This is a genomic window from Arthrobacter sp. CDRTa11, from assembly GCF_026427775.1.
In the GTDB taxonomy this organism is placed as follows: domain Bacteria; phylum Actinomycetota; class Actinomycetes; order Actinomycetales; family Micrococcaceae; genus Arthrobacter.
In genome coordinates this window covers 23,154-49,764 of the sequence record NZ_CP044532.1, presented here as the reverse complement: position 1 = coordinate 49,764, position 26,611 = coordinate 23,154, and the positions used below count along the sequence as shown (strand labels likewise).

Sequence of the window (26,611 nt, the reverse complement as noted above, 5' to 3'; positions counted from 1 at the left end):
CTTAGACACGCATCACCTAGCCTGCCTACTCTGGTCGGGAACCAACACCCCCGGCCGGCAGCGGCATTCACACAGAGGACACATCGTGGCAAAGTACACCCCCAATGAACTGGCAGACACCCTCAAGGAAGGCCTGCTGTCCTTCCCGGTGACCTCCTTCAACGCCGAGCTGCAGTTCAATGAGGAAAACTACCGCAAGCACCTCGCCTGGCAGGCGAGCTTTCCGGTGGCCGGGCTCTTCGCAGCAGGCGGCACCGGCGAGGGGTTCTCCCTTACGCCTGCTGAATCAGAGCGCGTGGTCCGCACCGCCGTTGACGAGGTAGGCAAGCAGGTGCCGGTGCTGGCATCCGCCGGGGGATCCACGGCCCAAGCCATCGAGAACGCCAAGGCTGCCGAGGCGGCAGGCGCCGATGGCCTCCTGCTGCTCCCCCCGTACCTCACCGAGGCTGACCAGGGCGGCCTGACGGAGCACGTCAGCGCCATCTGCAGCGCCACCTCGCTGGGTGTGATCATCTACAACCGCGCCAACGCGATTTACAAGGACACCACCGTGGCCACGCTGGCTGACCGCCACGAGAACCTCATCGGATTCAAGGACGGAGTGGGCGACCTCGAACATGATGCCCGCGTTTACGCCAAGCTCGGTGACCGCCTCTTCTACCTCGGCGGGCTTCCCACCGCGGAAACCTTTGCCCTTCCGCTGCTCCAGCTCGGCATGAGCACCTACTCTTCCGCCATGTACAACTTCGTTCCGCAGTTCGCGCTGGATTTCTACCAGGACGTCCGCAACCAGGACCGGGTGGCCGTCAACAAGAAGCTCAACGACTTCGTCATCCCTTACCTGGACATCCGCGACCGGGTCAAGGGTTACTCCGTCTCCATCGTCAAGGGGGGCCTGGACGCGATCGGCCGCTCGGCCGGCGGCGTCCGCCCGCCGCTGCAGAACCTGGCACCCCAGGATCTCGCGGACCTCAAAGCCCTCATCGCCACCGTCTCCTGAACAACCGTCTCCTGACCACCTCTCCCTAGGAGCAACAACAGTGACACTCACCGGACATTCCCTCATCGCCGGGCAGCCCGTCGTCGGCGAAGGCAAGACCGCTTTTGGCTTCAACCCCGCCACGAATGAACAGCTTCAGCCCGCTTATTCGCTGATCACCGAAGATCAGTTGACGACGGCGACCTCCGCCGCCGCTGCTGCCTACCCCTCGTTCTCCACGCTGGATCCGGAAACCCACGCGGCATTCCTGGATGCGATCGCGTTCAACATCGAGGCCATCGGCGAGGAACTGGTCATCCGAGCCGGCCAGGAAACCGGGCTGCCCGCGGCCCGGCTGCAGGGCGAACGCGCCCGCACCACGGGCCAGCTGCGGCTCTTCGCCAACGTGGTCCGCCAGGGCGACTTCCGCGGCGTCCGCATCGACCCGGCCCTCCCGGACCGCACACCGCTGCCGCGCGCGGACATCCGCCAGCGGCAGATCCCGCTCGGCCCCGTGGCCGTGTTCGGTGCCAGCAACTTCCCGCTGGCGTTCTCGACGGCGGGCGGCGACACCGCCTCGGCCCTCGCCGCGGGGTGCCCGGTGGTCTTCAAGGCCCACAACGCCCACCCGGGCACCGGCGAACTCGTGGGCCAGGCAGTGGCCAAGGCCGTCAGGGACTTCGGCCTGCACCCGGGCGTGTTTTCCCTGGTCTACGGCCCCGGCAGCAGCATCGGCCAGGCCCTGGTGGCGGATCCGGCGATCAAGGCCGTGGGCTTCACCGGCTCCCAGGCCGCCGGCATCTCGCTGATGCGCACCGCGGCCGCCCGGCCCGAACCGATCCCCGTCTACGCCGAAATGTCCTCGCTGAACCCGGTCTTTGTCTTTGACGGCGCGCTCAACGGCTCCGCCGAAGACATTGACTCCCTCGCCGCTGCCTACGTCACGGCCGTCACCGGCAGTTCAGGCCAGCTCTGCACGTCCCCGGGCCTGCTGTTCGCCCCCGCGGGCGAGCTCGGGGACAGACTCGCTGCCGCCGTCGGCCGCGCCGCTTCCGCGTGTGCGGGACAGACCATGCTGACCGAAGGCATTGCCGGGTCCTGGAACGCCGGCGCGGAAGCCCTCGGCGCCGCAGACGGCGTCACCGTCGTCGGACAGGGCACCACCGGCCCCACCGAAAACGCCCCGGCACCCACCATTTTCGGCACCCAGGTCAGGGACTTCGTCACCAACGAGGTGCTGCACCAGGAGATCTTCGGCGCAGCGTCCCTGGTGATCCGCTACTCCAACACCGAGGACCTCCTGGACGCCATCAACCGGCTCGAAGGCCAGCTCACCGCCACCCTGCAGCTCACCGCAGCGGACTACCCGACGGCGGCGCCCCTGATCCCGGCCCTCGAACAGAAAGTGGGCCGCATCATCGTCAACGGCTGGCCCACCGGCGTCGAAGTAGGCCACGCCATGGTCCACGGCGGACCCTTCCCCGCCACCTCCGATTCACGCACCACCTCCGTCGGCACCCTCGCCATCAACCGTTTCCTCCGCCCCGTCGCATACCAAAACCTCCCCCCGGAACTCCTCCCGGCCCCGCTGCAGGACCAGAACCCCTGGCACCTCAACCGGCGGATCGACGGCACCGTGGTCGCGGCAGATGCAGAGGTCAACGTATGAGCACCCAGCCGACCATCGCCAGGATTGAGGTCGTCCCGGTCGCCGGCCACGACAGCATGCTGATGAACCTCAGCGGCGCCCACGGACCCTTCTTTACCCGCAACGTGGTCATCATCACCGATTCGGACGGACGCTCCGGCCTCGGCGAGGTGCCCGGCGGCGAGAAGATCAAGGCCACCATCGAAGAAGCCGGAACGCTCATCACCGGCCAGCCGGTGGCGCGCTACCGCTCCCTGCTGCGGGAAGTCGGGGCGGAGTTCGCCGACCGCGACGCCGGAGGGCGCGGCCTGCAGACCTTCGACCTGCGCACCACCGTGCATGCTGTTACCGCCGTCGAATCCGCCCTCCTGGATTTGCACGGCCAGTTCCTCGGCGTCCCCGTCGCTGAACTGCTCGGTGACGGCCAGCAGCGCACGTCGGTGCCGATGCTTGGGTACCTTTTCTTTGTTGGCGACCACAAGCGGACCGATCTTCCCTACCTGGTGGAGGACTCGCCGTCGGACCGCTGGGAGAAGCTGCGCCGCCAGGAAGCCATGACACCGGAGGCCGTGGTGGCCCTGGCGGAAGCGGCCCAGGAACGCTACGGCTTCAGCGACTTCAAGCTCAAGGGCGGTGTGCTGTCCGGGGACGACGAGGTGGATGTGGTCACCGCCCTCGCCAAGCGCTTCCCCGAGGCGCGGGTGACCCTTGATCCGAACGGCGGCTGGCTCCTTGAGGAAGCCATCCGCCTCGGCAAACGGATGCAGGGCGTCGTGGCTTATGCGGAGGACCCGTGCGGCGCTGAAGGGCGTTTCTCCGGGCGCGAGGTGATGGCTGAGTTCCGCCGTGCCACCGGCCTGAAGACCGCCACCAACATGATCGCCACGGACTGGCGGGAAATGTCTCACGCCATCCGCAGCAACGCCGTCGACATCCCGCTGGCGGACCCGCACTTCTGGACCATGTCCGGCTCCGTCCGCGTGGCGCAGCTGTGCAACGAGTTCGGCCTCACCTGGGGATCACACTCGAACAACCACTTCGACATTTCCCTGGCCATGTTCACCCACACGGGTGCCGCGGCTCCGGGTGAGATCACGGCGCTGGACACGCACTGGATCTGGCAGGACGGGCAGGGGCTGACCAAGAACCCGCTGCAGATCCGCGACGGCGCCATCGACGTTCCGGACGTTCCGGGCCTGGGCATCGAACTGGACCGCGAGGCGCTCGACAAGGCACACGAGCTGTACCTGCAGCACGGCCTCGACGCCCGCGACGACAGCATCGGCATGCAGTACTACATCGACGGCTGGTCCTTCGACCCGAAACGGCCCTGCCTGGTCCGGTAAGGACGTTCGACCACAGCTTCCGGACGACCGCCTCCTCCCGCAACAGGAGACGGCCGTCCGGAGTCTCACAGCCAGACAGCTAAATAGAAGGGCGCACTTTGGGCGGCGTTGTCTCCGGAATACTCATCGTCTCCACTGTCATCGCCGTCGGCTATTTCGCCGCCCGGCTGCGGATCCTCGGACCCGAAGTCCAGGGTGCCCTGACCCGCACTGCTTTCTACATCACCAACCCGGCGCTGCTGTTTACGGTCGTCGCCGGAAGCGACATCCGCGCTGCACTCGGAACCGACGCCCCGCTCGCGCTGCTCTCGGCAGCGATAGTGGGGCTTCTGTATTGGCTGGCGAGTTTCCTGTTCTTCCGGCGTCCGGTGGCGGAGACCGCCGTCGGGGCCATGGCGAGCAGCTACGCGAACGCCAACAATATTGGCATCCCCGTCTCCCTCTACGCAGTGGGGACCGCGCAGCATGTGGCACCCGTGCTCCTGGTCCAGCTCCTGGTGCTGGCGCCGTTCTACCTCACCGTCCTGGGGCTGGTCTCAGGCTCCAGGATCTCGTGGCGGAAGGTGCTGCTCCAGCCGTTCGCCAATCCCATGATCATCGCCTCCGGACTGGGTGTCGTCGTTGCCCTCACCGGCTGGACCGCGCCGGACCTGCTGCAAAAGCCCGTCGACATGCTCGCCGGAGGCGCCGTGCCAATGGTGCTGCTGGCCTTCGGCCTCTCCCTAGCGGGCAGGGCGCCCCTGCAAAAGGGCGACGGCCGCGTGGAAACGCTCGTGGCCACGTTCCTCAAAATTGCCGGAATGCCGCTCGTTGTCTGGGCCCTGGGCCGCTTCGTTTTTGGCCTGGACGGGCAGCACCTGCTCGCCAGCGTCATCATGGCCGCGCTGCCCACTGCCCAAAACGTCTTCCTCTTTGCCTCCCCCTATGGCCGGGGAATGACGGTAGCCCGCGATGTCATCCTGTGCACCACAGTGCTCAGCGTCGGCGCGCTCCTGGCGGTGGCGTGGCTGGTCTAACCGAGGATCACTTGTAATACAAGTTAGATACTTGTACTCTAAGTAGGAGGGCAATGCGGCCCGTCCAGCCTGCTTTAGAGGAGCATCCATGAGCACCGTAGACGTCATCCGTCACGTAAAACTTTCCACCGCGAGGCTTCCGCTCGCTGTCCCGATCAGTGACGCCAAGGTCTTCACCGGCCGGCAAAAGCCCATGACCGAGGTGGTCTTCCTCTTCGCTGAAATCACCACGGAGCAGGGCCACAGCGGCGTCGGCTTCAGTTACTCCAAGCGCGCCGGGGGCCCGGCCCAGTACGCGCACGCCAAGGAAGTGGCCGAAGGAATCATCGGCGAGGACCCCAACGACATCGGCAAGCTCTACACCAAGCTCCTCTGGGCCGGCGCCTCCGTGGGCCGGTCCGGCGTTGCCACCCAGGCATTGGCTGCCATCGACATCGCCCTCTACGACCTCAAGGCCAAGCGCGCCGGACTCCCCCTGGCCAAGTTCCTGGGCTCCTACCGTGATTCAGTACAGACCTACAACACCTCCGGAGGGTTCCTCAACGCCTCCCTCGACGAGGTCAAAGCCAGGGCCACCGAGCTCCTGATTGAAGGCATCGGCGGCATCAAGATCAAGGTGGGCCTGCCAGATACCGCAGAGGACCTGCGCCGGGTGGCAGGCATTCGCGAGCACATCGGCTGGGATGTCCCGCTGATGGTGGATGCCAACCAGCAGTGGGACCGGGCCACCGCATTGCGCATGGGGCGCCAGCTGGAGGAATTCAACCTCGTTTGGATCGAAGAACCGCTGGATGCCTACGACTTTGAAGGCCACGCCCACTTGGCCAATGTGCTGGATACGCCCATTGCCACCGGTGAGATGCTGGCGTCCGTAGCAGAGCACAAGGGCCTGATCAGCGCCAACGGCTGCGACATCATCCAGCCTGACGCACCCCGCGTCGGCGGCATCACCCAGTTCCTGCGCCTCGCCGCCCTGGCAGACGAGCGCGGACTGGGCCTGGCCCCGCACTTCGCCATGGAAATCCACCTCCACCTCGCCGCCGCATACCCCCGCGAGCCGTGGGTGGAGCACTTCGACTGGCTGGATCCGCTCTTCAACGAACGCCTCGAAACCAAGAACGGCCGGATGCTGGTTCCGGACCGTCCAGGCCTGGGTGTCACCCTCAGCGACCAGGCGCGCGCCTGGACCACCGAGAGTGTGGAATTCGGCGCGTAATCTTGAAGCCATGAGCCGGAACCTGACCGCGGATCTCGCCGCCGACCTTCGCACCCGCATTGTGGACGGCGTGATCCAGCCCGGGGAGAAACTCCCGAGCGAAAACACCCTGATCGGCGAATTCGGCGTCAGCCGGACGGTGGTCCGCTCCGCCCTGACCCGGCTCCAGGCTGAGGGGCTGGTGGAAACCGAGCGCGGGCGGGGCAGCTTCGCACTGACCCCTCCCGCGGAGGGGACCCCTGCCGGACCCGGCAGCCGGCCGGTGGTAACAATGGAGGACCGCCTCCACCTGCTGGAGTTCCGGATGGGGGTGGAGGCGGAGGCCGCGGCACTGGCCGCCCGCAACCACACGGACCGCCAACTCAGGGCAGTGGATAAAGCCCTCGAGGAGTTCACAGCCAGCGCGGACCATCCCGCGCACGCCATGAAGTCCGACTACGAGTTCCACCGGGCCATTGCTGCCGCCTCCGGCAATCCCTTCTATTCCGACTGCCTGACGGCCCTGGGCCAGACCATGATCGCGATGCCGCGCACCCGGCTGATGACCGGCGTCGAGCATTACGCGCGGGACAACTTCGACCAGGTGGTGCATGAGCACCGCTCCATCCTTGCTGCCATCGCGGACCGCGACGAGGCCTCCGCCGCGGCCGCGATGCGCAGCCACCTGGCCAATTCGCGACGGCGGCTGCGCGCCTCCCGCCAATAACCGAAGCCACCCACCCCTCCCCGGAGTTTTTCAGGTTGGGTGCCGGGGTCAGGGGGATTCGATCAGGTCAAGCAGCCTCAGCACCGCCGGGTTGGCCGTCTCCTCATTCCACGCCAGCTCAAGGTCCACCCGGTTCAGCTCCTGAATGCCGTGCCGGCCGTCGATCTCGTGGAATTCCACCCCGGCAGGGGCAAAGGCCATGGCCGAAGCAGGCACCAGCGTCACTCCAAGCCCCGCCTGAACGAATGCCAGCAGGGCCGGCACCTGACTGGCGTATTGGGTGACATTAGCGTGCGCGCCGGCGCTGGCGAACAGGCGAAGCACCAGGTCATGGAAGTACCGTGCTTCCTTGGTGGAGTACATCAGCAGGGGCAGCCTGTCCAGGGAGCCCAGCGGCAACGGCTCACCCGCCGGTGCCGCCATGTTGCCCAGCAGGGAGCTGCCCTCGGGCAGCGCCACCACCAGGCGGTCCTTCATCAGCGGCCGGGACACCACGCCCGGCCGGCCCACAATGGGCCGCAGCAGGCCGATATCCACACTGCCCTTGACCAGGCCGTCCATCTGGTCAGTGGAGACCAGCTCCCGCAGCACAAAGGACACACCGGGCATGCTCTCGGCGGCACGCCGCAACATCAACGGCAGTGCGCTCTGGCCGGCGATGGCGGTGTACCCCACGGTGATGGCGCCCGCTTCGCCGGAGGAGACCCGCCGGACATCCAGGTCGGTCTTGATGCACATGTCCAGGATTTGCCGTGCCCGCGGAAGCAGGGTGGCGCCGGCCGCGGTCAACTCCACCTTCCTGCTGGTTCTGCCAAAAAGCTGCGTCCCGAGTTTCTTCTCCAGCATCTGGATCTGCCGGCTGAGCGGAGGCTGGGTCATATTGAGCCTTTCGGCGGCCGCACCAAAGTGCAGTTCCTCGGCGACGGCAACAAAGGCCTCAAGCTGGGGTAAGGAAAACATCGATACCTTTACTGGATTGTTGAGTGCATAAATTAGCTTGGACTTGGATCAATTGCTCCCATTATGGTCGGTTGACGGGGAAGGGGAAACAACCCCACGCCCGCCCATCCCAAGGAGCCCAGCGAAGTGAACCAGGCGTACCAACCTGCACAGCATCTCAACCAGGTCAGAATCACGGACGTATCCATCACGCCGGTAGCGTTCAAGGATCCGCCGCTGCTGAACACCGTGGGCGTGCACGAACCGTTCGCCCTGCGTGCAGTCATGGAGGTTCACACGGACTCCGGCATCTCTGGGCTGGGCGAAACCTATGGCGACGCCGGCCACATCGCCCGCCTCGAACTGGCGGCGCGCGCGGTAACGGGTGCAGACGCCTTCAACATCAACGAACTGCGCAGCCGGATTGCCGTGTCCCTGCAGCAGGACACCATCCGGGGCGGCCACGGCATGAGCGGCATGGTCACAGGATCCAGCACCACTGACAGGGTCCTCTCCGCGTTCGACGTGGCGGCCTTGGACATCCAGGGAAAGCTCCTGGGCCGCCCTGTCAGCGACCTGCTCGGCGGCGCCGTCAGGGACTCGGTGCAGTTCAGCGGATACCTGTTCTACAAGTGGGCCGGCCACCCCGGCCAGGAGGACGACGCGTGGGGCGCGGCCCTGGACCCGACCGGGATCGTCCGCCAGGCCCGGGCCATGGTGGACCAGTACGGCTTCCAGGCGCTCAAGCTGAAGGCTGGCGTATTCCCGCCGGAGGAGGAAGCAGCGGCCATCAAGGCCCTGGCTGCCGAGTTCCCCGGAGTGAAGCTGCGCATCGATCCCAACGGCGCCTGGACCGTGGAGACCTCCATCCGGGTGGGGAAGGAACTGGACGGCATCCTTGAGTACCTGGAGGATCCGACCCCCGGCATCGAGGGCATGGCAGCAGTCCGCAGGGAGGTGGGCATGCCGCTGGCAACGAACATGTGCGTGGTCAGCTTTGCCGACGTTGCCCCGGCAGTGGCTGCAGGCGCCGTGGACGTCATCCTCTCCGATCACCACTTCTGGGGCGGCCTGCGCCGGACCCAATTCCTGGCCGGCATCACCGAAACGTTTGGCCTGGGCCTGTCCATGCATTCGAATTCCCATTTGGGCATCAGCCTGGCTGCCATGGTCCATCTCGCCGCCGCCACCCCCAACCTCGACTATGCCTGCGACACGCACTGGCCATGGAAGGACCCGGCGGAAGACGTCATTGCCCCGGGCCAGTTCACGTTCGAGGGCGGCGCCGTCACGGTCCCCACCGGACCCGGGCTGGGGGTGGAATTGGACCGCGACGCCCTGGCACGCCTGCACCGTCAGTACCTGGATTCCGGGCTGCGGAGCCGGGACGACACCGGTTACATGCAACGCCTCCACCCCTCCTACCAGCTCCAGAGTCCGCGCTGGTGAGTGCCGCAGCAGCTTCCCCGCACCGCCTGTCTTCACCACCCGAAGCACTGAGGATCGTGGTCACCGATCCGATCATCAGCCGTTTCCAGAACCGCTTAAGGCACGACGGCGGCCGTCACCATTGGGACATGGCGGCGGCTTGGACACCGGAACGCCAGCTGGAGGCGCTGGCGGGTGCCGACGTCGTCGTCTGCTCTTCCCTCAACCCCGCGCAGGCGGCGGGCGCAGGAAAGGTGCGGCTGGTGCATGTGACGGGCGCCGGCTATGACAAAATTTCGTTCCCGGAGCTGGCGCCGGAGGCGGCAGTCGCCAACACGTTCCATCATGCACGGCCCATTGCCGAACACGTCCTTATGGTCACCCTGATGCTTTCCCGGAACGTTGCCGCCGCCGACCAAGCCGTCCGGAACGGGCAGTGGCGCACCATCGCCACGGACAATACCGTTCCCTTCCACCCCTCCCTGGCTGACCTGACGGTGGGGCTGCTGGGACTGGGTTCCATCGGGGCCGAGGTGGCACGCCTGGCCGGGCAGCTGGGAATGAAGGTCAGGGCTGTCCGCCGCACACCCACAGCGTCAGTTCCCGACGGCGTGACGCTGGACTGGGTGGGCGGGAACGATGAACTTTCCGTGCTCCTGGCCGCGTCCGACGTTGTGGTGGTCACCGTTCCCTTGGATTCCTCGACACAAGGGCTGGTGGGAGCTACCGAATTGGCGGCGATGAAGCAGTCGGCGCTCCTTATTAACGTCTCGCGCGGGCCGGTGGTGGATCAGGCTGCGTTGTATTCGGCCCTTAAAGACCAGCGGATCGCCGGTGCCGGCATCGACGTCTGGTGGGGATCACCGGCCGACGGCGCTGTCCCGCCGGCAGCGTTTCCCTTCGCCTCGCTGGACAACACCGTGCTGACGCCGCACCATTCCGGACATGCCAGGATCACCTTCGAACGCCGGGCGGACGACATTGCCGCCAACATCCGCAGGCTCTCGGAGGGTTTGGAACTGATGAACATCGTGCCCAGGACGCCTATGCCGGGAACGGTCAGGACGCCATCGCTGCCAGCGTGAGCTGGCCGATCAGCAGCACGCTTCCCAGCGCCGAGGCGCCAAGCGCCAACAGCTTCAGGCGTGGGGGGTTGAGGAAGCGGTTCACCCACCGCGACGCCGCGTAGCCGGCCACCACGGCAGGGACCATCCACAGCGCGAGCATCAGCATCCCCGGTGTAACGGCACCCGCGAGCCCCAGCGACACCAGGGACATCGCGGAACCCGCCATAAAGAACGCACTCATGGTGCCCCGAAGCTGCGGGCCGTGGTGCCCCTGCCAGATAAGTGCCATGGGCGGCCCGCCGATGGATGTGGCCGTGCCCATGATCCCGGAGGCCGCCCCCGCCGCGATCAGGTTTACCCTGACCGGCGGGGGCGCCCATCCCTTGACAGCCAGTACCAGGCCTGCCAGCACCACGATGGCAACGGCCCACGCCAGGCCCTCCTTGGACAGGGCCGCCACCAGGAACGCGCCCGCAATGCTTCCGGGGACCCGGCCCACCAGTGCCCAGCCTGTGCCGCGCAGGTCGAGGCTCTGGCGCTCCCGCACGGTGACCAGGATGGTCACCAGCAGGGCAAGGAGAATCAGCGTAGCGGGCAGCAGTTCCGGCTCCATCATCGCGATCACCGGCGCGGCCAGCATTCCCATGCCGAAACCTGTCGACGCCTGAAGGCAGGCCGCCAGGAAGATCACGCCGGCGATGACCGCATATTCCCAGCCGTTCATCCGGCCGAAGCCGCGGCGCCTGTCAGTCCCTTGATGGTCTCCAGGGGAAAGTGGCATTCCGCCACGTGCCGGGTGCCGTCGGGGGCAGCCAGCACCTGCGGCTCCGGTGCCACCTTGGCGCAGATGTCCTGCGCCTGCCAGCACCGGGTTCGGAAGCGGCAGCCCGACGGCGGATCCAGCGGAGAGGGCAGCTCACCTTTGAGGACAATCCTGTCCCGCTTCGCCCCGCTGACGTCCAGCTTCGGCGACGCCGACATCAGGGCAGCAGTGTAGGGGTGCCGGGGATGGTCAAAGACCTCTTCAGTGGCTCCCGTTTCGATGATCCTGCCCAGGTACATCACTGCCACCCTGTCTGCCACATGCCTGACCACCGTGAGGTCATGGGAGATGAAGATGTAGGACACTCCGAGTTCCTTTTGAAGGTCATTGAGCAGGTTCAGGACCTGCGCCTGCACGGAGAGGTCAAGGGCGGAGACTGGTTCGTCCAGGATGATGACGTCAGGGTTCAGCGCCAACGCACGGGCAATGCCCAGGCGCTGCCGCTGGCCACCGGAGAACTCCTGCGGAGACTTACGGGCGTCGGACGGACGCAGTCCCACCATGTGCAGCAGTTCGCGGACCCTGGCCTCGCGCTCCTTCGACGACGGGTAGAGGCTGCGGTGTGTGGCCCATGGTTCGGAGACGATGTCGCCGGCGTTCATGCGCGCGTTCAGGGAGGCAAAGGGGTCCTGGAAGACCATCTGGACCCGCCGCCGCCAGGTGAGGAGTTCCTTTCCGCGCAGGCCGAAGGGGTTGGTTCCTTCAAAACTGACCGTCCCTTCGTCCGGCGTCTCCAGCATCATCAGGGTCCTGGCCAGCGTGGACTTTCCACACCCCGACTCCCCCACCAGGCCCAGTGTCTCGCCGCGGCCCACGGTCAGGCTGATCCCGTCCAGGGCCTTCAGCCGGGTGTTGCCGCTGGCGCTCCTGGCTACGTGGAAGGTCTTGGAGAGGCCGTCGATTTTCAGCAGGGGCTCAGACATTGTTCAGCTCCTCACTGAAGTGGCAGGCGGCGGCGCGTACCGGCTGTTCCTGGCTGCCGGACTGGGTTCCGGAATGGGTTTCAGACAAGGGTTGGTCAGGGGTGCCAGATTGCGTCAGCGGACGCACCGGACGCAGTACGGGGCGCTCAGCCCGGCAGACGTCCTGCACCAGCGGACACCGTGACTGGTAGACGCAGCCGGAGGGGATGTCATGAAGTTCCGGCGGGCTGCCCGCGATGGACTTCAGCTGGGCGCCGCGTTCCAAATGCACCGGCACCGACTCCAGGAGGCCTTTGGTATAGGGGTGGCGTGGATCAGAGAAGACCTCGGAGACCGGACCGCTCTCCACCACGTTGCCCGCGTACATGACGGCCACCGAATCGGCTTCCTCAGCAACCACAGCCAGGTCATGGGTGATCAGCACAACGGCCATTTGGCCCTCTTCGCGGAGGGTCCGCAGCAGCTGCATGATCTGCGCCTGGACCGTGACGTCCAGGGCGGTGGTGGGCTCATCGGCAATCAGCAGCCGCGGGTTCAGGGCCACGGCCATGGCGATCAGGATGCGCTGGCGCATGCCCCCCGAAAACTGATGGGGGTAGGAATTGATTCTGGACTCGGGCTCCGGAATTCCCACACGCTTCATCAGCTCCACTGCCTCAACCCGGGCCTGCTTTGCGTTGAGGCCACGGTGGATCCGGAATGCCTCCCCCAACTGGGTGCCCACGGTATAAACGGGATTCAGGGCCGTGAGTGCGTCCTGGAAGACGATGCCCAGTTCCGGTCCGGCGAACTTAAGCCTTTCCTTGGGAGTCAGCGGCGCGAGGTCGGTCCCATTGAGGATGATCTCTCCGCCGGCCAGGTCACAGACCGGATCCATGATTCCGGCAAGGGCCTTCGCTGTCATGGACTTGCCGCAGCCGGATTCGCCCAGCAGGGCCAGGGTTTCTCCGGCACGGGCCTCGAAGGCCACGCTGTTGACAGCGCGGACCGTACCCCGGTGGGTGCGGATGTCCACGGCCAGGTCCCTGACCTGCAGGACAACGTCATGCGCCGTGGCCTCTTTGCGCGGATTTACTGCGGTCCTGGTGCGTGGGGCGGGAGCTTGTTCTGCAGCTGTTCTCACGGCTGTGCCTCCTTGACTGGAATGCGGGCAATCAGCCGCTTGCGGGGAAGGGCCAGGCGCCAGCGCTGGGCCGGATCTGTCGCGATCCGCAGCCAGGCGGCCAGCACGTTGGCGGCGATGGTGGTGATAACGATGGCGACGCCGGGAAAGATGGACAGCCACCAGGCCGTCTGCAGGTATTGACGCCCCTGCGACACCATCAGGCCCCAGCTCACGTCCGGCGGCTGGATGCCGATGCCAAGGAAACTCAGGGACGATTCGGCGAGCATGACGTAGCAGAACTCCAGCGTTGCCAGCGTCAGGAGGGTGGGCAACACCACGGGGATGACGTGCCTTCCGATGATCGCGTTGGGTCTGGCGCCAAAGGTCCGGGCCGCATCCACGAAGGTCCTGCTCTGCAGTTCGGCTGATTCCGCGCGTGCGGTGCGGAGGTAAATAGGGATCCGGGTGAGGGCCAGGATCAGCACGATGTTGCCGGCGCTGGGGCTAAAGACGTACAGGACAACCACGGCGAGCAGCAGGGAGGGGAAGCTCATGATGACGTCGGCTATGCGCATGGACACGTTCTCGCGCCAGCCGCGGTGATAACCGGCCCAGACTCCCCACAGCGAACCAATCAGCAGCGCCGCCGCCACGGCAGGCAAGGCCACCGAGAAGGTGGTCCGGCTGGCCACCACCAGCCGGGCAAGCATGCTCCGGCCCAGCGAGTCGCTGCCCAGGATGTACTCCCACCCGTAAGCGAAGCTAAAGGGAGCCTTGTTGGCAAACAGCAGGTTCTGTTTTGTGGCCAGGTCACCCATTAAGGCCGGCCCTATGAGGGCGGTTAGGCCGATCAGGACCAGGAGGACAGCGGATACCGTGGCGAACCGGTCCTTTAACAAGAGGCGGAAGAGGCTCAGCTTTCCGTCCTGCTTTTCCGTGCCTTTAACAGCGGAGCCCTTAACAGCGGCTGCATGATCGCTTGCCGGCAGCTCCTGCGCTGCCGGTTCAGTTATTGGACTGTTCATGGCTACTCCTATGCCCTTGCCGTGACCGGGCGGACGCGTGCGTCCAGCAGCGCGTAGCCCATGTCGATGAGGATGTTCAGGGCGAAGATTGCGACGGCGGTAAGCAGCACCGCCGCCTGCAGGACGGCAAAGTCGCGCTGCAGGATCGAATCAATCATCAGCTTTCCGATCCCGGGCCAGCCGAAGATGGTCTCCACCACAACGGCACCGTTGACCAGGCCTACTGTCAGGTCACCTGCCACGGTGAGGGCAGGTGCTGCGGCATTCCGCAGTGCGTGATGGGTCACCACCCGCAGCTCGCCGGCGCCGCGGCTGCGGGCCAGCTTAATGTACGGCTCCGACAGCGCGGACACCATGGAGCCGCGGACGATCTGGACCAGCACGCCGAAGGGCCGCAACAGCAGGGTTGCAATGGGCAGCACCCAGGCGCTGGCTCCCGACACCCCGGATGTCGGAAGCCAGCCCAGGGTAATGGCGAAGACCCAGATGCCCACGATGGCCAGCCAGAAGTCCGGGATGGAAGCCGCAGCCATGGAGACAAAACTTGAGATCCGGTCGGCGATGCCGTTCGGTTTCAGCGCGGCCCAGCAACCCACCACCAGCGCCAGCAGGACGGCCAGCACCATGGTGGTGGCGGCGAGCTGCAGGGTGGCAGGAAAGGCGCGCAAAGCCATGGCTGCCGCGTCCTGTCCGGTCCGCAGGGACTGGCCAAAGTCCAGGCGGAGCACGCCGCCAAAATAATCGGCCATCTGAACCAGCAGCGGCTGGTCGAAACCGTTGCGTGCGGTGAACTCGTCCCGCATCTGTTGGGTGGCGTTCAGCGGCAGGTACAGGCTGGCGGGATTGCCCGTCATCCTGGCCAGTGCAAATACACCGACGATTACCACTACCAACGGAAGTGCGCTGGAAAGAATGCGCTTTCTCAAGTAGATCAGCATGGGTGTCCTTCTTCTCCGGAGATCCGGGCTAGCTGGCCGGGGTCATTTCCGAAACGCGCAGTTCATCGCCGCTTGAGGAGTTCGGTGTGTAGTTCACGGACTTTGCCTTGCCGATGATGCCGGTCTGGTGGGAGATGTGCGCGAACTGGACAACCTTGTCATTCTGGTACGCGAAGATCTCCTCAAAGTCCTTCTTCCGCTCGTCGCCCGAAGCGGCATCAGCCTTCTTGATCATGGCGTCAAACTCAGGAGTGCCGAAGTAGCTCTGGGCACCGGTGGACAGCATGTACTGGTCAACGGTGAACGCTGCGTCGCCTGCCTGGTTGCCGTGCTGGGTCATCAGGGCCACAGCGCCTTCGTCGTCGGCGAAGGGACGGACCTGGTACGTCAGGTGCTGGCTTGTCTCAAGCATCTTCAGTTTGACGTTCAGTCCGGCCTGGCTCAGCTGTTCCTGCAGGACCTGCGCCAGTTCGGTGATCTTGGGGAACTGTGCGCTGCGGACAACGAGGGAGATCTGGGCGGAGGTATCCACGCCGTCTGCCTTGGCCTGGGAAACCAGGTCCTTGGCCTTGTCCAGGTCGAAAGCCCAGCCCTTCAGCTCAGGGTTGTGACCAACGATGCCTTCCGGAACCAGCTGGGCGGCCACCTGGTGTTTGCCCTGGTAGAGCGAATTGACGATTCCCTCTTTGTCGATCGCGAAGTTGATGGCCTGCCGGACCCGGATGTCGTTCAGCGGGGCCTCGTTGGCGTCGAGCCTCAATGCCACGGTTTCGTTGTTGGGGTAGTCGATCCCGAGGTCGCCCATGTTGTCGTCCGGGCTCAGGCCCATGGCCACGTCCGCTTCGCCACTGGTGATCATCGCGGCACGCACCGAGCTTTCCGAGCGCCACTGGTATTCGGCTTTGGCGTAGGCGGGCTTGTCGCCCCAGTAGCCGTCCCAGCTGGTCAGGGAGATCTTCTGGCCGGCGTCCCACTTCTCGATTTTGTAGGGGCCGGTGCCGATCGGTTCGCGGACCTTCTCGGTGGTGGATGTTGAAACCGGAACAACTTCCAGGAACGAAAGGCGCAGCGGGAGGATCGGATCCGGTTCGGGTGTGGTGACTGTCAGGGTGGTGGCATCCACCGCCTTAACCTGCAGGTCGGCGTCGCCAAAGACATAGCCTTCAACATTGCAGCCGAGTTTGGAGTTAACCGCCCGATCGATGGTGAAAGCGGCGGCTTCAGCGTTGAACGGAGTGCCGTCCTGGAACGTGACGCCCTCGCGCAGCTTCAGCGTCCATTCAGTACCAGAGGTGGCTTTCCATTCGGTGGCGAGCTTGGGTTCGAGTTCGCCTGTCTGGGGGTTCCGCTCGATCAGGGGTTCGGTGACGTTGGAGCGGACCACAACCCCGGTAGACGTCAGGTTGGATTCACACGCTTCCAGGGTGGGGGGTTCCTGGCCCAGCACCACGCGGACGGTGCTTGCGGCGGCTGTGCCGCCGTCGGAATTGGCCACTGAGCAGCCGCTGAGTGCCAGAAGCCCCGCAGAGGCCAGGGCCGGCCACGTGAGCAGGGCGGGGTGAAAAGGATGCTTTGAAGAAGGCGTCATTGGGTTCCTCCGGTTTGGATGCTTGCGGCGGCGGGCAGCTCCCACACTGCAAACCTGGGCTTGAACAGAAGGTGCTGGGGCCGCGCTGGACTCAAGCTAGTTGAGCTCCAAATGCTTCACAAGGCAGATGCACGGGCTTCGGCGGGGGAAGAGTCCGGCACCGGAGCCCGAGGCGCGGTGTGACGGCCACCACGCATCCCCGAAAACCGCGCCGTTCCGCCGGAGGAGGGGTATCAATCCACTTCGGGAATCGATCAATGCCAATTGCATGTTGGACGCGTATCGATCCGAAAACCTAGGGTGCAGGTATGAACAACACAGCCGTCCTGCAGGTGGGGCCCCTTATGCCTTTGGTCCAAGACGCCATCGTTGGCGACTACGGAGCCCTGCGGCTCCCCGATTCAGTTCCGGACCAGGAGGAATTCCTGCGAAGGCATGGGGAGTCCTTCGGCGTCGCGGTCACCTCCGGAAAAATCGGGGTGGGCACCGAGCTGATGCGCGCCTTGCCCAACCTCCGCGCGGTGGTCAATTTCGGCGTTGGCTATGACACCACGGACGTTGCCCAGGCTGTCCAACGGGGCATCACCGTCAGCAACACGCCCGATGTCCTTAACGATTGCGTGGCGGATACTGCGATGGCGCTCTATCTCGACGTCCTGCGCAAAACCAGCGCCGCGGACCGCTATGTGCGCCGTGGGGATTGGGTTGACAAGGGAAACTTTCCGCTTGCCACCAAGGCAAGCGGAAAACGGGTTGGCATCCTGGGGCTTGGCCGGATAGGACAGGTCATTGCGCGGCGGCTTGAAGCGTTCGACTGCACTATCAGCTACCACAACCGCAGCAGGGTAGCCGGGGTCAGTTATGAGTACGCCGCGTCCCCCCGGGAACTCGCCGAGGGCTGCGATGTGCTGATCATCGCTGCCGCCGGCGGTCCGGAATCGGCGGGGCTGGTGGACGCGGACGTCATTGCCGCCCTCGGTGCCAAGGGCTATCTCATCAACATCGCGCGGGGTTCAGTGGTGGACCAGGAAGCTCTGGTTTCCGCCCTGTTGGCCGGGCGGCTTGCCGGCGCCGGGCTGGATGTCTTTGCGGACGAGCCAAAGGTTCCCGAGGATCTCCTGGCCCTGGACAACGTGGTCCTGCTGCCGCACCTGGGCAGCGGTACGCACGAAACCAGGGCCGCCATGGCCGAGCTCACCCTGGCAAACCTCAGGTCATTCCTGGCAACGGGGTCCGTCCTGACAGCCGTCACCGTATGAGCGTCGCGGTTGGGTACGCATCCAGTAAGGAAGGGCGGGCTGCACTGCATGCCGCCATCAATGAGGCAGCTCTGAGGGCCACAACGCTGCAGATCCTGGGGCCCGCAGTGGCGGAAGAATCCACGGCTTCAGACCTGGACATCAAGGAGGCGATCCAGGCCGCAGCGTCCCTCGGCGTCAGAGCCACGCTGCGCCGTCATGAGGGCTTGGACCCCGCGGATATCATGATCGACGCCTCCTATGAGGAGGACGTTGAGTTGATTGTCATCGGCGTGCGCCGGCGCTCTCCTGTCGGCAAGCTGTTCCTGGGCAGTACAGCGCAGCGGGTGATCCTGGAGGCGGGCTGCCCTGTCACGGCGGTCAAGGCCGACGTCGGACCCGTTGCCTAAGCCTCACTCCACAGGCCAACTTAGCCACCAGCAGTTAAAGCAAAGGAACCCCGGTCCGAAGACCGGGGTTCCTTTGCAATATGCGTGCGCGAGGGGGGATTTGAACCCCCACGCCCTTTCGGACACTGGCACCTGAAGCCAGCGCGTCTGCCGTTCCGCCACTCGCGCGCAACTTCTTTTCCACGAATCACGGCCGGTTTCCCGGAACCGCAACCTTGTAAAAGCAGCGAGATCAAGCATAACGGACATCCGCGGCAAAACACCAATTGGCCCTCGGACGTGCCCAGCGGGCGGCCACGTCCCAAGGCACGGCGCAGCCGTGGGAGGCGGGAGTGTTGGCACCAAAACGCCCCGCCAGCGGGTATCAGCCGGCATCACGGATTGAACTTTTCGTGCGGCCCGGCCGTTGTTGATTAAGGTCATTCATAGGCCTGCCCAGTAGTATCTGATGTAGTGGAGCCTGCCGCCGGCAAGCTCGCGGCCAGGTCATGGACTCTGTAGCTGATCACGTTTGGAAAGAGAACTGCCCCGCTGCCGGGGGGAAAGGAGAAGGACCATGGGATTGCTGGACAAGGTCGAGCGTGGCATCGAGAAAGCCGTCCGCGGTGTCTTCTCCACCGGTTCAAAAGCGCAGGTGGAGCCCGTGGAGATTGCCAGCCGCCTCCGCCGCGAAGTGGACAACAAGGCCATTACCATCGCAGCCGGACGCACGCTGGCGCCCAACATCTTCGACGTCCAGCTCAGCGATGACGACTTCAGGCGCGCCCAGGACTGGGGCACCCCGCTGGCCGAGGAACTTTGCGATGTGGTGATCAATCATGTCCGCAGCCAGGGGTACACGCTGAAGGGTTCCGTCCGTATTTCCTTCCGCCGTGCGGAGGAGCTTCGGGCCGGTGACTTTGAGATCAAGTCCTCCACCGAAAATTCGGCGGCCGCCCCGGGCAGGCCGTCACCGCGGCCCAACATGCCGGCTGCGCCGAGCCGCGCGCCCATCCGCCTCCAGCCCGTCCTGGACATCGATGGCCAGCGGTACTCGCTTAACGCGCCATCCATTGTGCTGGGACGGTCCTCAGAGGCCGATATCCTGGTTGACGATACCGGCGTCTCACGCAAACACCTCGAAATCCGTACGCAAAACGGTGTGACCAGCGCGGTGGACATGGGTTCCACCAACGGCAGCTACGTCAACGGGCACAAGGTGTCCGGAAGCACCGAACTCACTGACGGCTCCACCATCACGATGGGACGGACAAAGATCATCTTCCGCCTGCTGCCCGCCAATACCGGTGGCCGCCCATGAGCGAACTGACCATTACGGCGCTGCGGTTTGGATTCCTGCTTCTGCTCTGGGTCCTCATCTTCAGCATCGTCTCGGCCATGCGCCGCGACCTGATGGTGGGCCGCAAGGCCGCCGTCGGAACTCCCACAGCGCGCCAGGTCCGCAGGAATCCTGAACTGGCCGAAGGACCGCCCCAGCCGGTGAAACAGCAGGCGCGGCAACTTGTGGTCACCGAGGGCCCGCTCAAGGGGACCACCCTTCCGCTGGCGGCCAGCCCCATTCTGCTCGGCAGGGCCCAGGAAGCCACCCTTGTGCTGGAAGACGATTACGCTTCAGGCCGCCACGCCAGGCTTTTCCCGCAGGGCAGCCGGTGGTTCATCGAAGACCTCGGATCCACCAACGGCACTTATCTTGCCGATCAGCAACTTACCCGTGCCCTGCCCGTTGAGCCTGGCGTACCCGTGAGAATCGGCAAGACGGTCATCGAATTGAGGCCATAAGCCATGGCCGCCCCTGACATTTCCGCACACGAGGCCAAGCCCGTGCAGCGGCCCCTCATCATGCGCTACGCAGCGCGCTCGGATGTGGGCCGCATCCGCGCCAAGAATGACGACTCCGCCTACGTGGGACGCCACCTGGCGGTCGTGGCGGACGGCATGGGCGGGCACGCAGGCGGCGATGTTGCTTCGGCGGCCACCGTCCTGGACATGCTGCACCTTGACCACGGGGATTACGACGGCGACGCCGCCACTGTCCTGGCGGACGAGATCCAGACAGCAAACTCGCTGCTGTCCGAACTGGTGCACATCAATCCGAAGCTCGCCGGCATGGGGACCACAGTCACCGCCTTGCTCCTGGCTGAGGGCAAGCTGCACTTCGCCCACATCGGTGACTCCCGCGCCTACCGCCTGCGCGATGGCATCTTTGAACAAGTCAGCGTGGACCATACGTTTGTCCAGCGCCTGATCGATGAAGGCAGGCTCCGCCCCGAAGAGGCTGAAACCCACCCGCACAAGAACGTCCTGATGCGCGTCCTGGGAGATGTGGATGCAAGCCCCGAGCTGGACCTCGCCGTCCTGGACGTCAGACCCGGCGAACGCTGGCTGCTCTGTTCCGACGGACTGAACTACGTTGCCGGCCATGTGGTGGAGCGGACAGTCCGCGAGACAAAGGATCTGCGCGAGTGCGTCGAGACCCTTGTTGACCTGACCCTCGAGGCCGGCTCGCCGGACAATGTCACCGTGGTGATGGTGGAGATCGCCGAGGAAACGCCCGACGACGTCAACACTGCCGCCGTCGACCTCGTCCCTCCCGCGGTGGCAGCCGGAGCCGCCGGATCATCCAACATTGCGGCACCAGGTCCCGCCGGTAAATCCGGTTCAGGGCCGCATGAGGCAGCCCCGGCCCTCCCGTCGCCAGGAGCGGCCGGGCCGGCCAAGGGCTCTACTTCCGGGGAATCAGCTGAGGGCGCACAGACCGGTTCACAGACCAGCGCAGCAGGAGGCGCCGGTTCCACCCGGGCAGTTCCTCCCGCAGATGCCGCGGAAGCTGCATCCGGCGGTCCCGCGGCGGTTTCCGCCGGCTCGGATGGCGGCACACCAGAGGACACCGGCACCGAAGACCAAGCCTCCTCCACGGACCCGCAACTGGGCGAGCACCTCACCGCCGAAGTCCTGAAGGAAGAGCTGGCTTCGCGGCCACACGAACTCGTGGGAGCGGCGGCCTCGGCTGCGGAGTCAGGCTCCATTCCAACCATCGCCGGCCGCGCCGTTGCCCGACGCGCCGCCACTGTCCTCACCCACAAAGCCGAGCAGCCGGCCGGAGACTACGAGGAGTTCCTCGGACAGCCCCGGCCCCGCAGGTGGGTGACCCTGTCCATCGCCGCCGCTGTGGTGATTGCCCTGACAGTCGGGCTCTGGCTGGGATACGCCTGGACCCAAACGCGCTATTACGTGGGCGAATACAATTCCAAGGTTGCCATCTACAACGGTGTATCCCAGCGCTTGGGGCCCATCCAGCTCTCCACCCTGGAAGCTGAAACGGAGATCCGGATGGATTCGCTTCCCCAGTTTTCGCAGCAGCGTGTCCGCCAGACCGTCCCCGCCCGCGACCTTTACGATGCCCAACGGATCGTCAAGAACCTTGAACTCACCGGAACAACGTCCCCGGCTGATGAGTGCGTGACGCCGTCTCCGACTCCCGGAACCACCACGGCTGCCGCCACAGCGCCGCCGGCCGATCCCGCCGCGCCGGCCGCAACGCCGGCTCCAGTAGCGCCGGATCCGGCGGCTCCGCCTGTGACGCCCGCGCCAACAGCTACTTCCAGTCCCACTGCCATCTGCGAGGGGGGCCAATGAGCCAGCTCAGTACCATCCTTAAACCGCGGCGCAACACCGAGTTGCTGCTGCTCCTGCTGGCGCTGGCGGTCGGCATCGGCGCCAACATGCTGGTGGGAGTGGACCAGGAAAAGGCTTTTGATTCGGACTTCTGGTTCCAGTCCAGCCTGCTGGCCGTCGCCGCCCTCGCCTTTCACGCCGTGCTGCGCATCCGGGCCAAATATGCTGATCCGGTAATACTTCCACTGGTGGTGGCGCTGAACGGACTGGGCCTGGCCATGATCCACCGGCTCGACGCGCCCGGCGACGACACCGGGAACAATCAGCTGCGCTGGACCCTGATCGCCATGGCCGTCGCCATCGCTGTGATCTGGTTCCTCAAGGACCACCGCATCCTGCGCCGCTTCACTTACATTTCCCTTGCCGTCAGTGCATTTCTTCTCATCCTGCCCCTTATCCCCGGCATCTCCGCCGGCGAAATCCTGGGCGCCCGCGTATGGATCCGGCTTGGCCCCATGACGTTCCAGCCGGGCGAGGTAGCCAAGATCACGCTCGCCATATTCTTCGCCGGGTATCTTTCCTCGAACCGGGACCTGATCCTGCTGGCCGGCCGCAAAATCGGCCCTCTCCAGTTCCCCCGCTTCAAGGACATGGGCCCCATGATCACCGCCTGGCTGGTCAGCATCGGTGTGCTGATCTTCCAGCGTGACCTCGGATCCTCAGTCCTGTTCTTCGGCCTCTTCATCGTCATGATTTACGTGGCCACGAGCCGGATCAGCTGGGTTGTGATCGGCGTGGGCCTCCTGCTCGGCGGCGGCTTCGTTGCCTCCAGGGTGTTCTCCCATGTGGGGCTGCGTATCGACGGCTGGCTGAACGCCTTTACCGATGAGGTCTACGGACGCCAGTACGGCGGCAGCTTCCAAATTGTGGAAGGGCTGTTCGGGATGGCCAACGGCGGACTGGTGGGAACAGGCCTTGGCCAGGGCCGACCCAACCTCGTGCCCTTCTCCAACAGCGACATGATCATCGCCTCCTTCGGTGAAGAGCTGGGGCTGATTGGCCTGTTCGCCATCGTCATGATGTTCCTGCTGCTGTTCACGCGCGGCTTCCGGGCGGCCCTGGGGACGCGGGACGCCTTCGGCAAACTGCTGGCCTGCGGACTGTCCTTCGCCATTGCCCTGCAGTGCTTCGTTGTCATCGGCGGCGTCACCCGCCTCATCCCGCTCACGGGCCTGACCACCCCCTTCCTCGCCGCCGGTGGTTCCTCCCTGCTCGCCAACTGGATCATCGTTGGCCTGCTGCTGATGATTTCGCATGCTGCGCGTGGCCCGGTGGACACCACGCCGCTGGCGCCGGCCCAGGTGGCTGAAGCCGCAGGCATTGACACTCCTACCGAGGCGGTGAAGCCGCTGTGAACCAGGCAATAAGGAACTCGTGGGTGGCTGCTGTCGCCATGTTCGCCCTGATCTTCGGCGCCCTGAGCTATGTCCAGGTTGTAGGGGCCGATGAACTCAAGGACAACGCCTGGAACAAGCGTGCCATCCTCCAGAACTACTGCAACGACCGCGGAGCCATCATCGTTGGCGGAACTCCTGTGGCGGAGTCCGTGGAAGGTTCTGAACAGTGCAAGTTCCAGCGGACCTACACGCAGCCGGAGCTGTACGCCGGGATCACCGGCTACTTCTCGCAAAATTATGGTGCGACGGGGCTGGAGCAGACCATGGGCGAGCAGCTTGCGGGCAGCTCGGACCAGCTGTTCCTGGACCGGATCGGCCAGCTGTTCCTGGGCAACCAGCCCAAGGGTGCCTCGGTGGAACTCACCATTGATCCAGAACTCCAGCAGCTCGCCTACAGCCTGATCCCGGATGGCCAGCGCGGGTCCATTGTGGTGACCAACCCCAGGACAGGCGCCATCCTGGCCATGGTGTCCAAGCCTTCCTACAATCCCAACCTCATCGCCACCCAGGATCCGGCGGCAGAAGCAGCAAACATCAACGAGCTGCTTAAGGTCCCCGGCATCAACCTGAACCAGAACGTCAGCGGGCCCACGGGCAACCTGCTGGCGCCCGGGTCCGTCTACAAGCTCGTGGATACTGCGGCCGCGCTCAATTCCGGCAAATACAACAAGGACAGCGTGTTGCCCAATCCCGCGGAAATGCCGTTCGAGGGGATCCAGTACAAGCTGCCCAACTATGCGGGCGGCAACTGCTACACCCGCGACACGGCTTCGTTCGCCTTCGCCCTGCAGCAGTCCTGCAACACTCCGTTCGCCAGCATTGCCCTGGACCTGGGACGGGATGCCATTGCGCAGCAGGCTGAAAAGTTCGGATTCGGCGCGGATCTTGGCGACCAGCTGAAGCTTAACTACGCGCCGGGCAACGGCTTCCCTGACAGCCTGGACGGCCCGGGACTGGCGCAGTCGGCGATCGGCCAGAAGGATGTCCGCGCCACTCCGCTGCAGGTTGCCCTGATGACGGCGGCCATCGCCAACGGCGGTGTTCAGATGAGCCCCAACCTCGTCAAGACCGTCCGTTCGCCTGACCTTCGGGTAGTTGACGAGCCTCAGCCGAAGATCCTGCGCACCTCCACCACACCGGAAATCGCCCAGCAGATCACCCAGTGGATGACCAGCGCGGTGACCGACGGCATTGCCCGCAACGCCGGCGTCCAGGGTGTCCAGGTAGCTGGCAAGACCGGCACGGCGGAGCTCGGCAACGGCCTGAACAACTCTTGGTTTACCGGGTTCGCCCCGGCAAACAACCCGCAGGTGGGTGTCACCATCGTCATGGAGGGCGTAGACATCACCACCGGCGCACAGCTAACCAGTCCTAACGCGAAGAAGATTTTTGAGGCGGTGTTGAATAAGTGAGGCCTACAACGGGAATCACCCTCGGCGGCAGATTCCAGCTGACCACCCGGATTGCGATCGGCGGCATGGGCGAGGTCTGGAGGGCCAAGGACCTCATCCTGGGCCGGATAGTCGCCATCAAGGTGCTGAAGGAGGAGTACACCGGCGACCCCGGATTCCTCCAGCGGTTCCGCGCCGAGGCACGCCACACTGCGCTCCTGAACCACGAGGGCATCGCCAACGTTTTCGACTACGGCGAGGAAGAAGGCTCCGCCTACCTGGTGATGGAACTGGTTCCAGGCCAGCCGCTGAGCAGCATCATTGAACATGAGCGGGTGCTGTCACCGGACCGCACGCTGTCCATGATTGCCCAGACCGCCCGCGCCCTGTCCATCGCCCACGCCCAGGGCCTGGTGCACCGCGACATCAAGCCGGGCAACCTGCTGATCATGCCCGACGGCCGCGTCAAGGTGACCGACTTCGGCATTGCGCGCCTGGCCGACCAGGTTCCGCTCACGCAGACCGGACAGGTAATGGGCACCGCCCAGTACCTCGCACCGGAACAGGCCACAGGGCAGACCGCCACCGGAGCCTCGGACATCTACTCCCTTGGCGTGATCGGGTACGAGTGCCTCAGCGGACGCCGGCCGTTCTCCGGCGAGTCGCAGATCGCCATTGCGCTTGCCCAGGTGAACGACGCTCCGCCACCACTGCCGGAAACACTGCCCAAGCCGATCCGCGCCCTCCTGATGTCCATGCTGGCGAAGGATCCGAAGAACCGCCCTGCCAATGCCATCAAGCTGGCAGAGGCCGCGGAAGCCATCCGCCGCGGAGACATCAACGCTGCCCACGCGGCAGTGCCCGGCATGCTGCTCTTCGATGCAGCCACCGGACCCATCACGGCTCCGGTGGATGTTGCCACCGCGCCCACGGGCGTTATCAGCGGGCAGAAGGACACTTCGACGACGTCGACCTCCGCCCTGCCCCTGCTGGGCGCCGGAGCTGCGGGTGCTGGAGCGGGCCTCGCCGCCGGGGCGGCCGCGGCGAACGCCGACGGCGGCGGTTCCGGCCCAGGGACCGGTATGGGGAGCACACTTTCCCGTGCTGACGCATTGGCTGCCGAGCGCACGTGGGACCAGGAAGAGGAAATATACGACGACGAACCTGCCGATGAGCCGGAGCGCCGCGGCCGCAGCCCCTGGACCTGGCCACTTATCGCCCTGATCCTGCTGGTGCTGTTTGCCTTGGTGGGCTTCTTCCTCTCCCAGCAGGGAATCCTCTTCCCCTCAACCGAAACCACCAGTTCGGCGGCCAGCAGCCCAGCCTCCACCAAAGCCAGCCCCACCACCACGTCAGCGTCGCCCACCGCCACCCGGAGCACACCGGCATCCACGCCAACTCCGACGCCCACGCCGGAGACGGTCAACATCATTTCCACGGCGTATTTGGGTAAGGACTATCGCCAGGTCCAGTCTGCCCTGGAGCAGCTTGGCCTGTCGGTCACGGTTCTGCCGCAGCAGAGCGCGGACACGGCCGGCACCGTGCTCCAGGTCAACCCGACCGGTACGGTCCCGAAGGGTACGCTGGTGACAGTTATCTACGCTGTTCCCCTCCCGGCACCGCCGCCCCCCTCGACGCCGCCGGCCTCACCGTCCAGCCCGGCAGCCACGTCAGGCACAGACCCCCTTCCCGACTGCACCACCGGCCAACTGCCGGGTGTGCCTCCCACCTGCAAGCCGTAACCACCGGGACT

Annotated in this window: 23 protein-coding genes and 1 tRNA gene; 16 read left to right on the top strand and 8 right to left on the bottom strand. The window is 65.2% G+C overall.

The genetic code is table 11. From position 1 onward, the window contains the following. Positions 1-85: 85 nt before the first annotated feature. The 6 genes from kdgD to F8G81_RS00205 all read left to right on the top strand — a co-directional run bounded on the left by kdgD (position 86) and on the right by F8G81_RS00205 (position 6,911). Positions 86-1,000 (top strand): 5-dehydro-4-deoxyglucarate dehydratase, encoded by a 915-nt coding sequence (kdgD, locus tag F8G81_RS00230; RefSeq protein WP_267277046.1) that lies wholly within the window; start codon positions 86-88, stop codon positions 998-1,000. Between the two features lie 40 nt (positions 1,001-1,040). Further along, entirely contained in the window at positions 1,041-2,648 is a 1,608-nt protein-coding gene (locus F8G81_RS00225) for an aldehyde dehydrogenase (NADP(+)) (RefSeq protein WP_267277045.1), read from the top strand. Then, a complete protein-coding gene (locus F8G81_RS00220; protein ID WP_267277044.1) occupies positions 2,645-3,973 on the top strand; it encodes an enolase C-terminal domain-like protein in 1,329 nt (442 codons plus the stop codon). The genes F8G81_RS00225 and F8G81_RS00220 overlap by 4 nt, the downstream gene beginning before the upstream one ends. 98 nt (positions 3,974-4,071) lie before the next feature. Then, positions 4,072-4,989: an AEC family transporter gene (locus tag F8G81_RS00215; protein ID WP_267277043.1), complete on the top strand. Its 918-nt coding sequence runs from the start codon at positions 4,072-4,074 to the stop codon at positions 4,987-4,989. A gap of 88 nt (positions 4,990-5,077) precedes the next feature. After that, positions 5,078-6,205, top strand: coding sequence for an L-talarate/galactarate dehydratase (locus F8G81_RS00210; protein WP_267277042.1), 1,128 nt, complete (start codon positions 5,078-5,080; stop codon positions 6,203-6,205). A 10-nt stretch (positions 6,206-6,215) separates the two neighbouring features. Continuing rightward, the gene (locus tag F8G81_RS00205) at positions 6,216-6,911 is read left to right on the top strand and encodes a FadR/GntR family transcriptional regulator (protein ID WP_267277041.1); all 696 of its coding nucleotides are present in this window, start codon (positions 6,216-6,218) and stop codon (positions 6,909-6,911) included. A gap of 48 nt (positions 6,912-6,959) precedes the next feature. On the opposite strand, the gene F8G81_RS00200 is transcribed toward F8G81_RS00205, so the two are convergent. After that, entirely contained in the window at positions 6,960-7,871 is a 912-nt protein-coding gene (locus F8G81_RS00200) for a LysR family transcriptional regulator (RefSeq protein ID WP_267277040.1), read from the bottom strand. 126 nt (positions 7,872-7,997) lie between these two features. On the opposite strand from F8G81_RS00200, the gene F8G81_RS00195 reads away from it, so the two are divergent. Together F8G81_RS00195 and F8G81_RS00190 are read left to right on the top strand one after the other, a co-directional pair. Beyond that, on the top strand, positions 7,998-9,299 hold the full coding sequence (locus tag F8G81_RS00195; RefSeq protein WP_267277039.1) for a glucarate dehydratase family protein: 1,302 nt from the start codon (positions 7,998-8,000) through the stop codon (positions 9,297-9,299). Continuing rightward, complete coding sequence (locus tag F8G81_RS00190; protein WP_267277038.1) at positions 9,296-10,363, top strand: 2-hydroxyacid dehydrogenase; 1,068 nt, start codon at positions 9,296-9,298, stop codon at positions 10,361-10,363. The genes F8G81_RS00195 and F8G81_RS00190 overlap by 4 nt, the downstream gene beginning before the upstream one ends. Here the strand turns inward: F8G81_RS00190 and F8G81_RS00185 are convergent. Genes F8G81_RS00185 through F8G81_RS00160 form a run of 6 tightly spaced genes read right to left on the bottom strand, consistent with a single transcriptional unit; the run spans position 10,338 to position 16,747 of the window. Further along, positions 10,338-11,069 (bottom strand): sulfite exporter TauE/SafE family protein, encoded by a 732-nt coding sequence (locus F8G81_RS00185; protein WP_267277037.1) that lies wholly within the window; start codon positions 11,067-11,069, stop codon positions 10,338-10,340. The genes F8G81_RS00190 and F8G81_RS00185 overlap by 26 nt on opposite strands. Next, entirely contained in the window at positions 11,066-12,091 is a 1,026-nt protein-coding gene (locus F8G81_RS00180) for an ABC transporter ATP-binding protein (RefSeq protein ID WP_267277036.1), read from the bottom strand. Before F8G81_RS00180 ends, F8G81_RS00185 begins: the two co-directional genes overlap by 4 nt. Continuing rightward, positions 12,084-13,214, bottom strand: a complete 1,131-nt coding sequence (locus tag F8G81_RS00175) for an ABC transporter ATP-binding protein (RefSeq protein WP_267277035.1) — start codon at positions 13,212-13,214, stop codon at positions 12,084-12,086. The genes F8G81_RS00180 and F8G81_RS00175 overlap by 8 nt, the downstream gene beginning before the upstream one ends. After that, positions 13,211-14,221, bottom strand: a complete 1,011-nt coding sequence (locus F8G81_RS00170) for an ABC transporter permease (RefSeq protein ID WP_267277034.1) — start codon at positions 14,219-14,221, stop codon at positions 13,211-13,213. The genes F8G81_RS00175 and F8G81_RS00170 overlap by 4 nt, the downstream gene beginning before the upstream one ends. 8 nt (positions 14,222-14,229) lie before the next feature. Beyond that, positions 14,230-15,159, bottom strand: a complete 930-nt coding sequence (locus tag F8G81_RS00165) for an ABC transporter permease (protein WP_267277033.1) — start codon at positions 15,157-15,159, stop codon at positions 14,230-14,232. Between the two features lie 28 nt (positions 15,160-15,187). Next, positions 15,188-16,747 carry an ABC transporter substrate-binding protein gene (locus tag F8G81_RS00160; RefSeq protein WP_267277032.1) on the bottom strand — a complete coding sequence of 520 codons (1,560 nt, stop codon included), beginning with the start codon at positions 16,745-16,747 and terminating at the stop codon, positions 15,188-15,190. A 308-nt stretch (positions 16,748-17,055) separates the two neighbouring features. Here F8G81_RS00160 and F8G81_RS00155 point away from each other — a divergent pair, with 308 nt between their 5' ends. Continuing rightward, positions 17,056-18,006: a 2-hydroxyacid dehydrogenase gene (locus F8G81_RS00155; RefSeq protein ID WP_267277031.1), complete on the top strand. Its 951-nt coding sequence runs from the start codon at positions 17,056-17,058 to the stop codon at positions 18,004-18,006. After that, entirely contained in the window at positions 18,003-18,395 is a 393-nt protein-coding gene (locus tag F8G81_RS00150) for a universal stress protein (RefSeq protein WP_267277030.1), read from the top strand. Before F8G81_RS00155 ends, F8G81_RS00150 begins: the two co-directional genes overlap by 4 nt. Positions 18,396-18,480: 85 nt before the next feature. On the opposite strand, the gene F8G81_RS00145 is transcribed toward F8G81_RS00150, so the two are convergent. Continuing rightward, positions 18,481-18,563: transfer RNA gene (locus F8G81_RS00145), tRNA-Leu, on the bottom strand. A 388-nt stretch (positions 18,564-18,951) separates the two neighbouring features. Here F8G81_RS00145 and F8G81_RS00140 point away from each other — a divergent pair. Genes F8G81_RS00140 through F8G81_RS00115 form a run of 6 tightly spaced genes read left to right on the top strand, consistent with a single transcriptional unit; the run spans position 18,952 to position 26,600 of the window. Beyond that, positions 18,952-19,695, top strand: coding sequence for an FhaA domain-containing protein (locus F8G81_RS00140; RefSeq protein WP_267277029.1), 744 nt, complete (start codon positions 18,952-18,954; stop codon positions 19,693-19,695). Then, on the top strand, positions 19,692-20,174 hold the full coding sequence (locus F8G81_RS00135; protein WP_267277028.1) for an FHA domain-containing protein FhaB/FipA: 483 nt from the start codon (positions 19,692-19,694) through the stop codon (positions 20,172-20,174). The genes F8G81_RS00140 and F8G81_RS00135 overlap by 4 nt, the downstream gene beginning before the upstream one ends. Before the next feature lie 3 nt (positions 20,175-20,177). After that, positions 20,178-22,031 carry a PP2C family protein-serine/threonine phosphatase gene (locus tag F8G81_RS00130; RefSeq protein ID WP_267277027.1) on the top strand — a complete coding sequence of 618 codons (1,854 nt, stop codon included), beginning with the start codon at positions 20,178-20,180 and terminating at the stop codon, positions 22,029-22,031. Further along, positions 22,028-23,425 (top strand): FtsW/RodA/SpoVE family cell cycle protein, encoded by a 1,398-nt coding sequence (locus F8G81_RS00125; RefSeq protein WP_267277026.1) that lies wholly within the window; start codon positions 22,028-22,030, stop codon positions 23,423-23,425. The genes F8G81_RS00130 and F8G81_RS00125 overlap by 4 nt, the downstream gene beginning before the upstream one ends. Continuing rightward, the gene (locus F8G81_RS00120; RefSeq protein ID WP_267277025.1) at positions 23,422-24,879 is read left to right on the top strand and encodes a penicillin-binding transpeptidase domain-containing protein; all 1,458 of its coding nucleotides are present in this window, start codon (positions 23,422-23,424) and stop codon (positions 24,877-24,879) included. The genes F8G81_RS00125 and F8G81_RS00120 overlap by 4 nt, the downstream gene beginning before the upstream one ends. Further along, on the top strand, positions 24,876-26,600 hold the full coding sequence (locus F8G81_RS00115; RefSeq protein WP_267277024.1) for a protein kinase domain-containing protein: 1,725 nt from the start codon (positions 24,876-24,878) through the stop codon (positions 26,598-26,600). The genes F8G81_RS00120 and F8G81_RS00115 overlap by 4 nt, the downstream gene beginning before the upstream one ends. Positions 26,601-26,611: the final 11 nt, after the last annotated feature.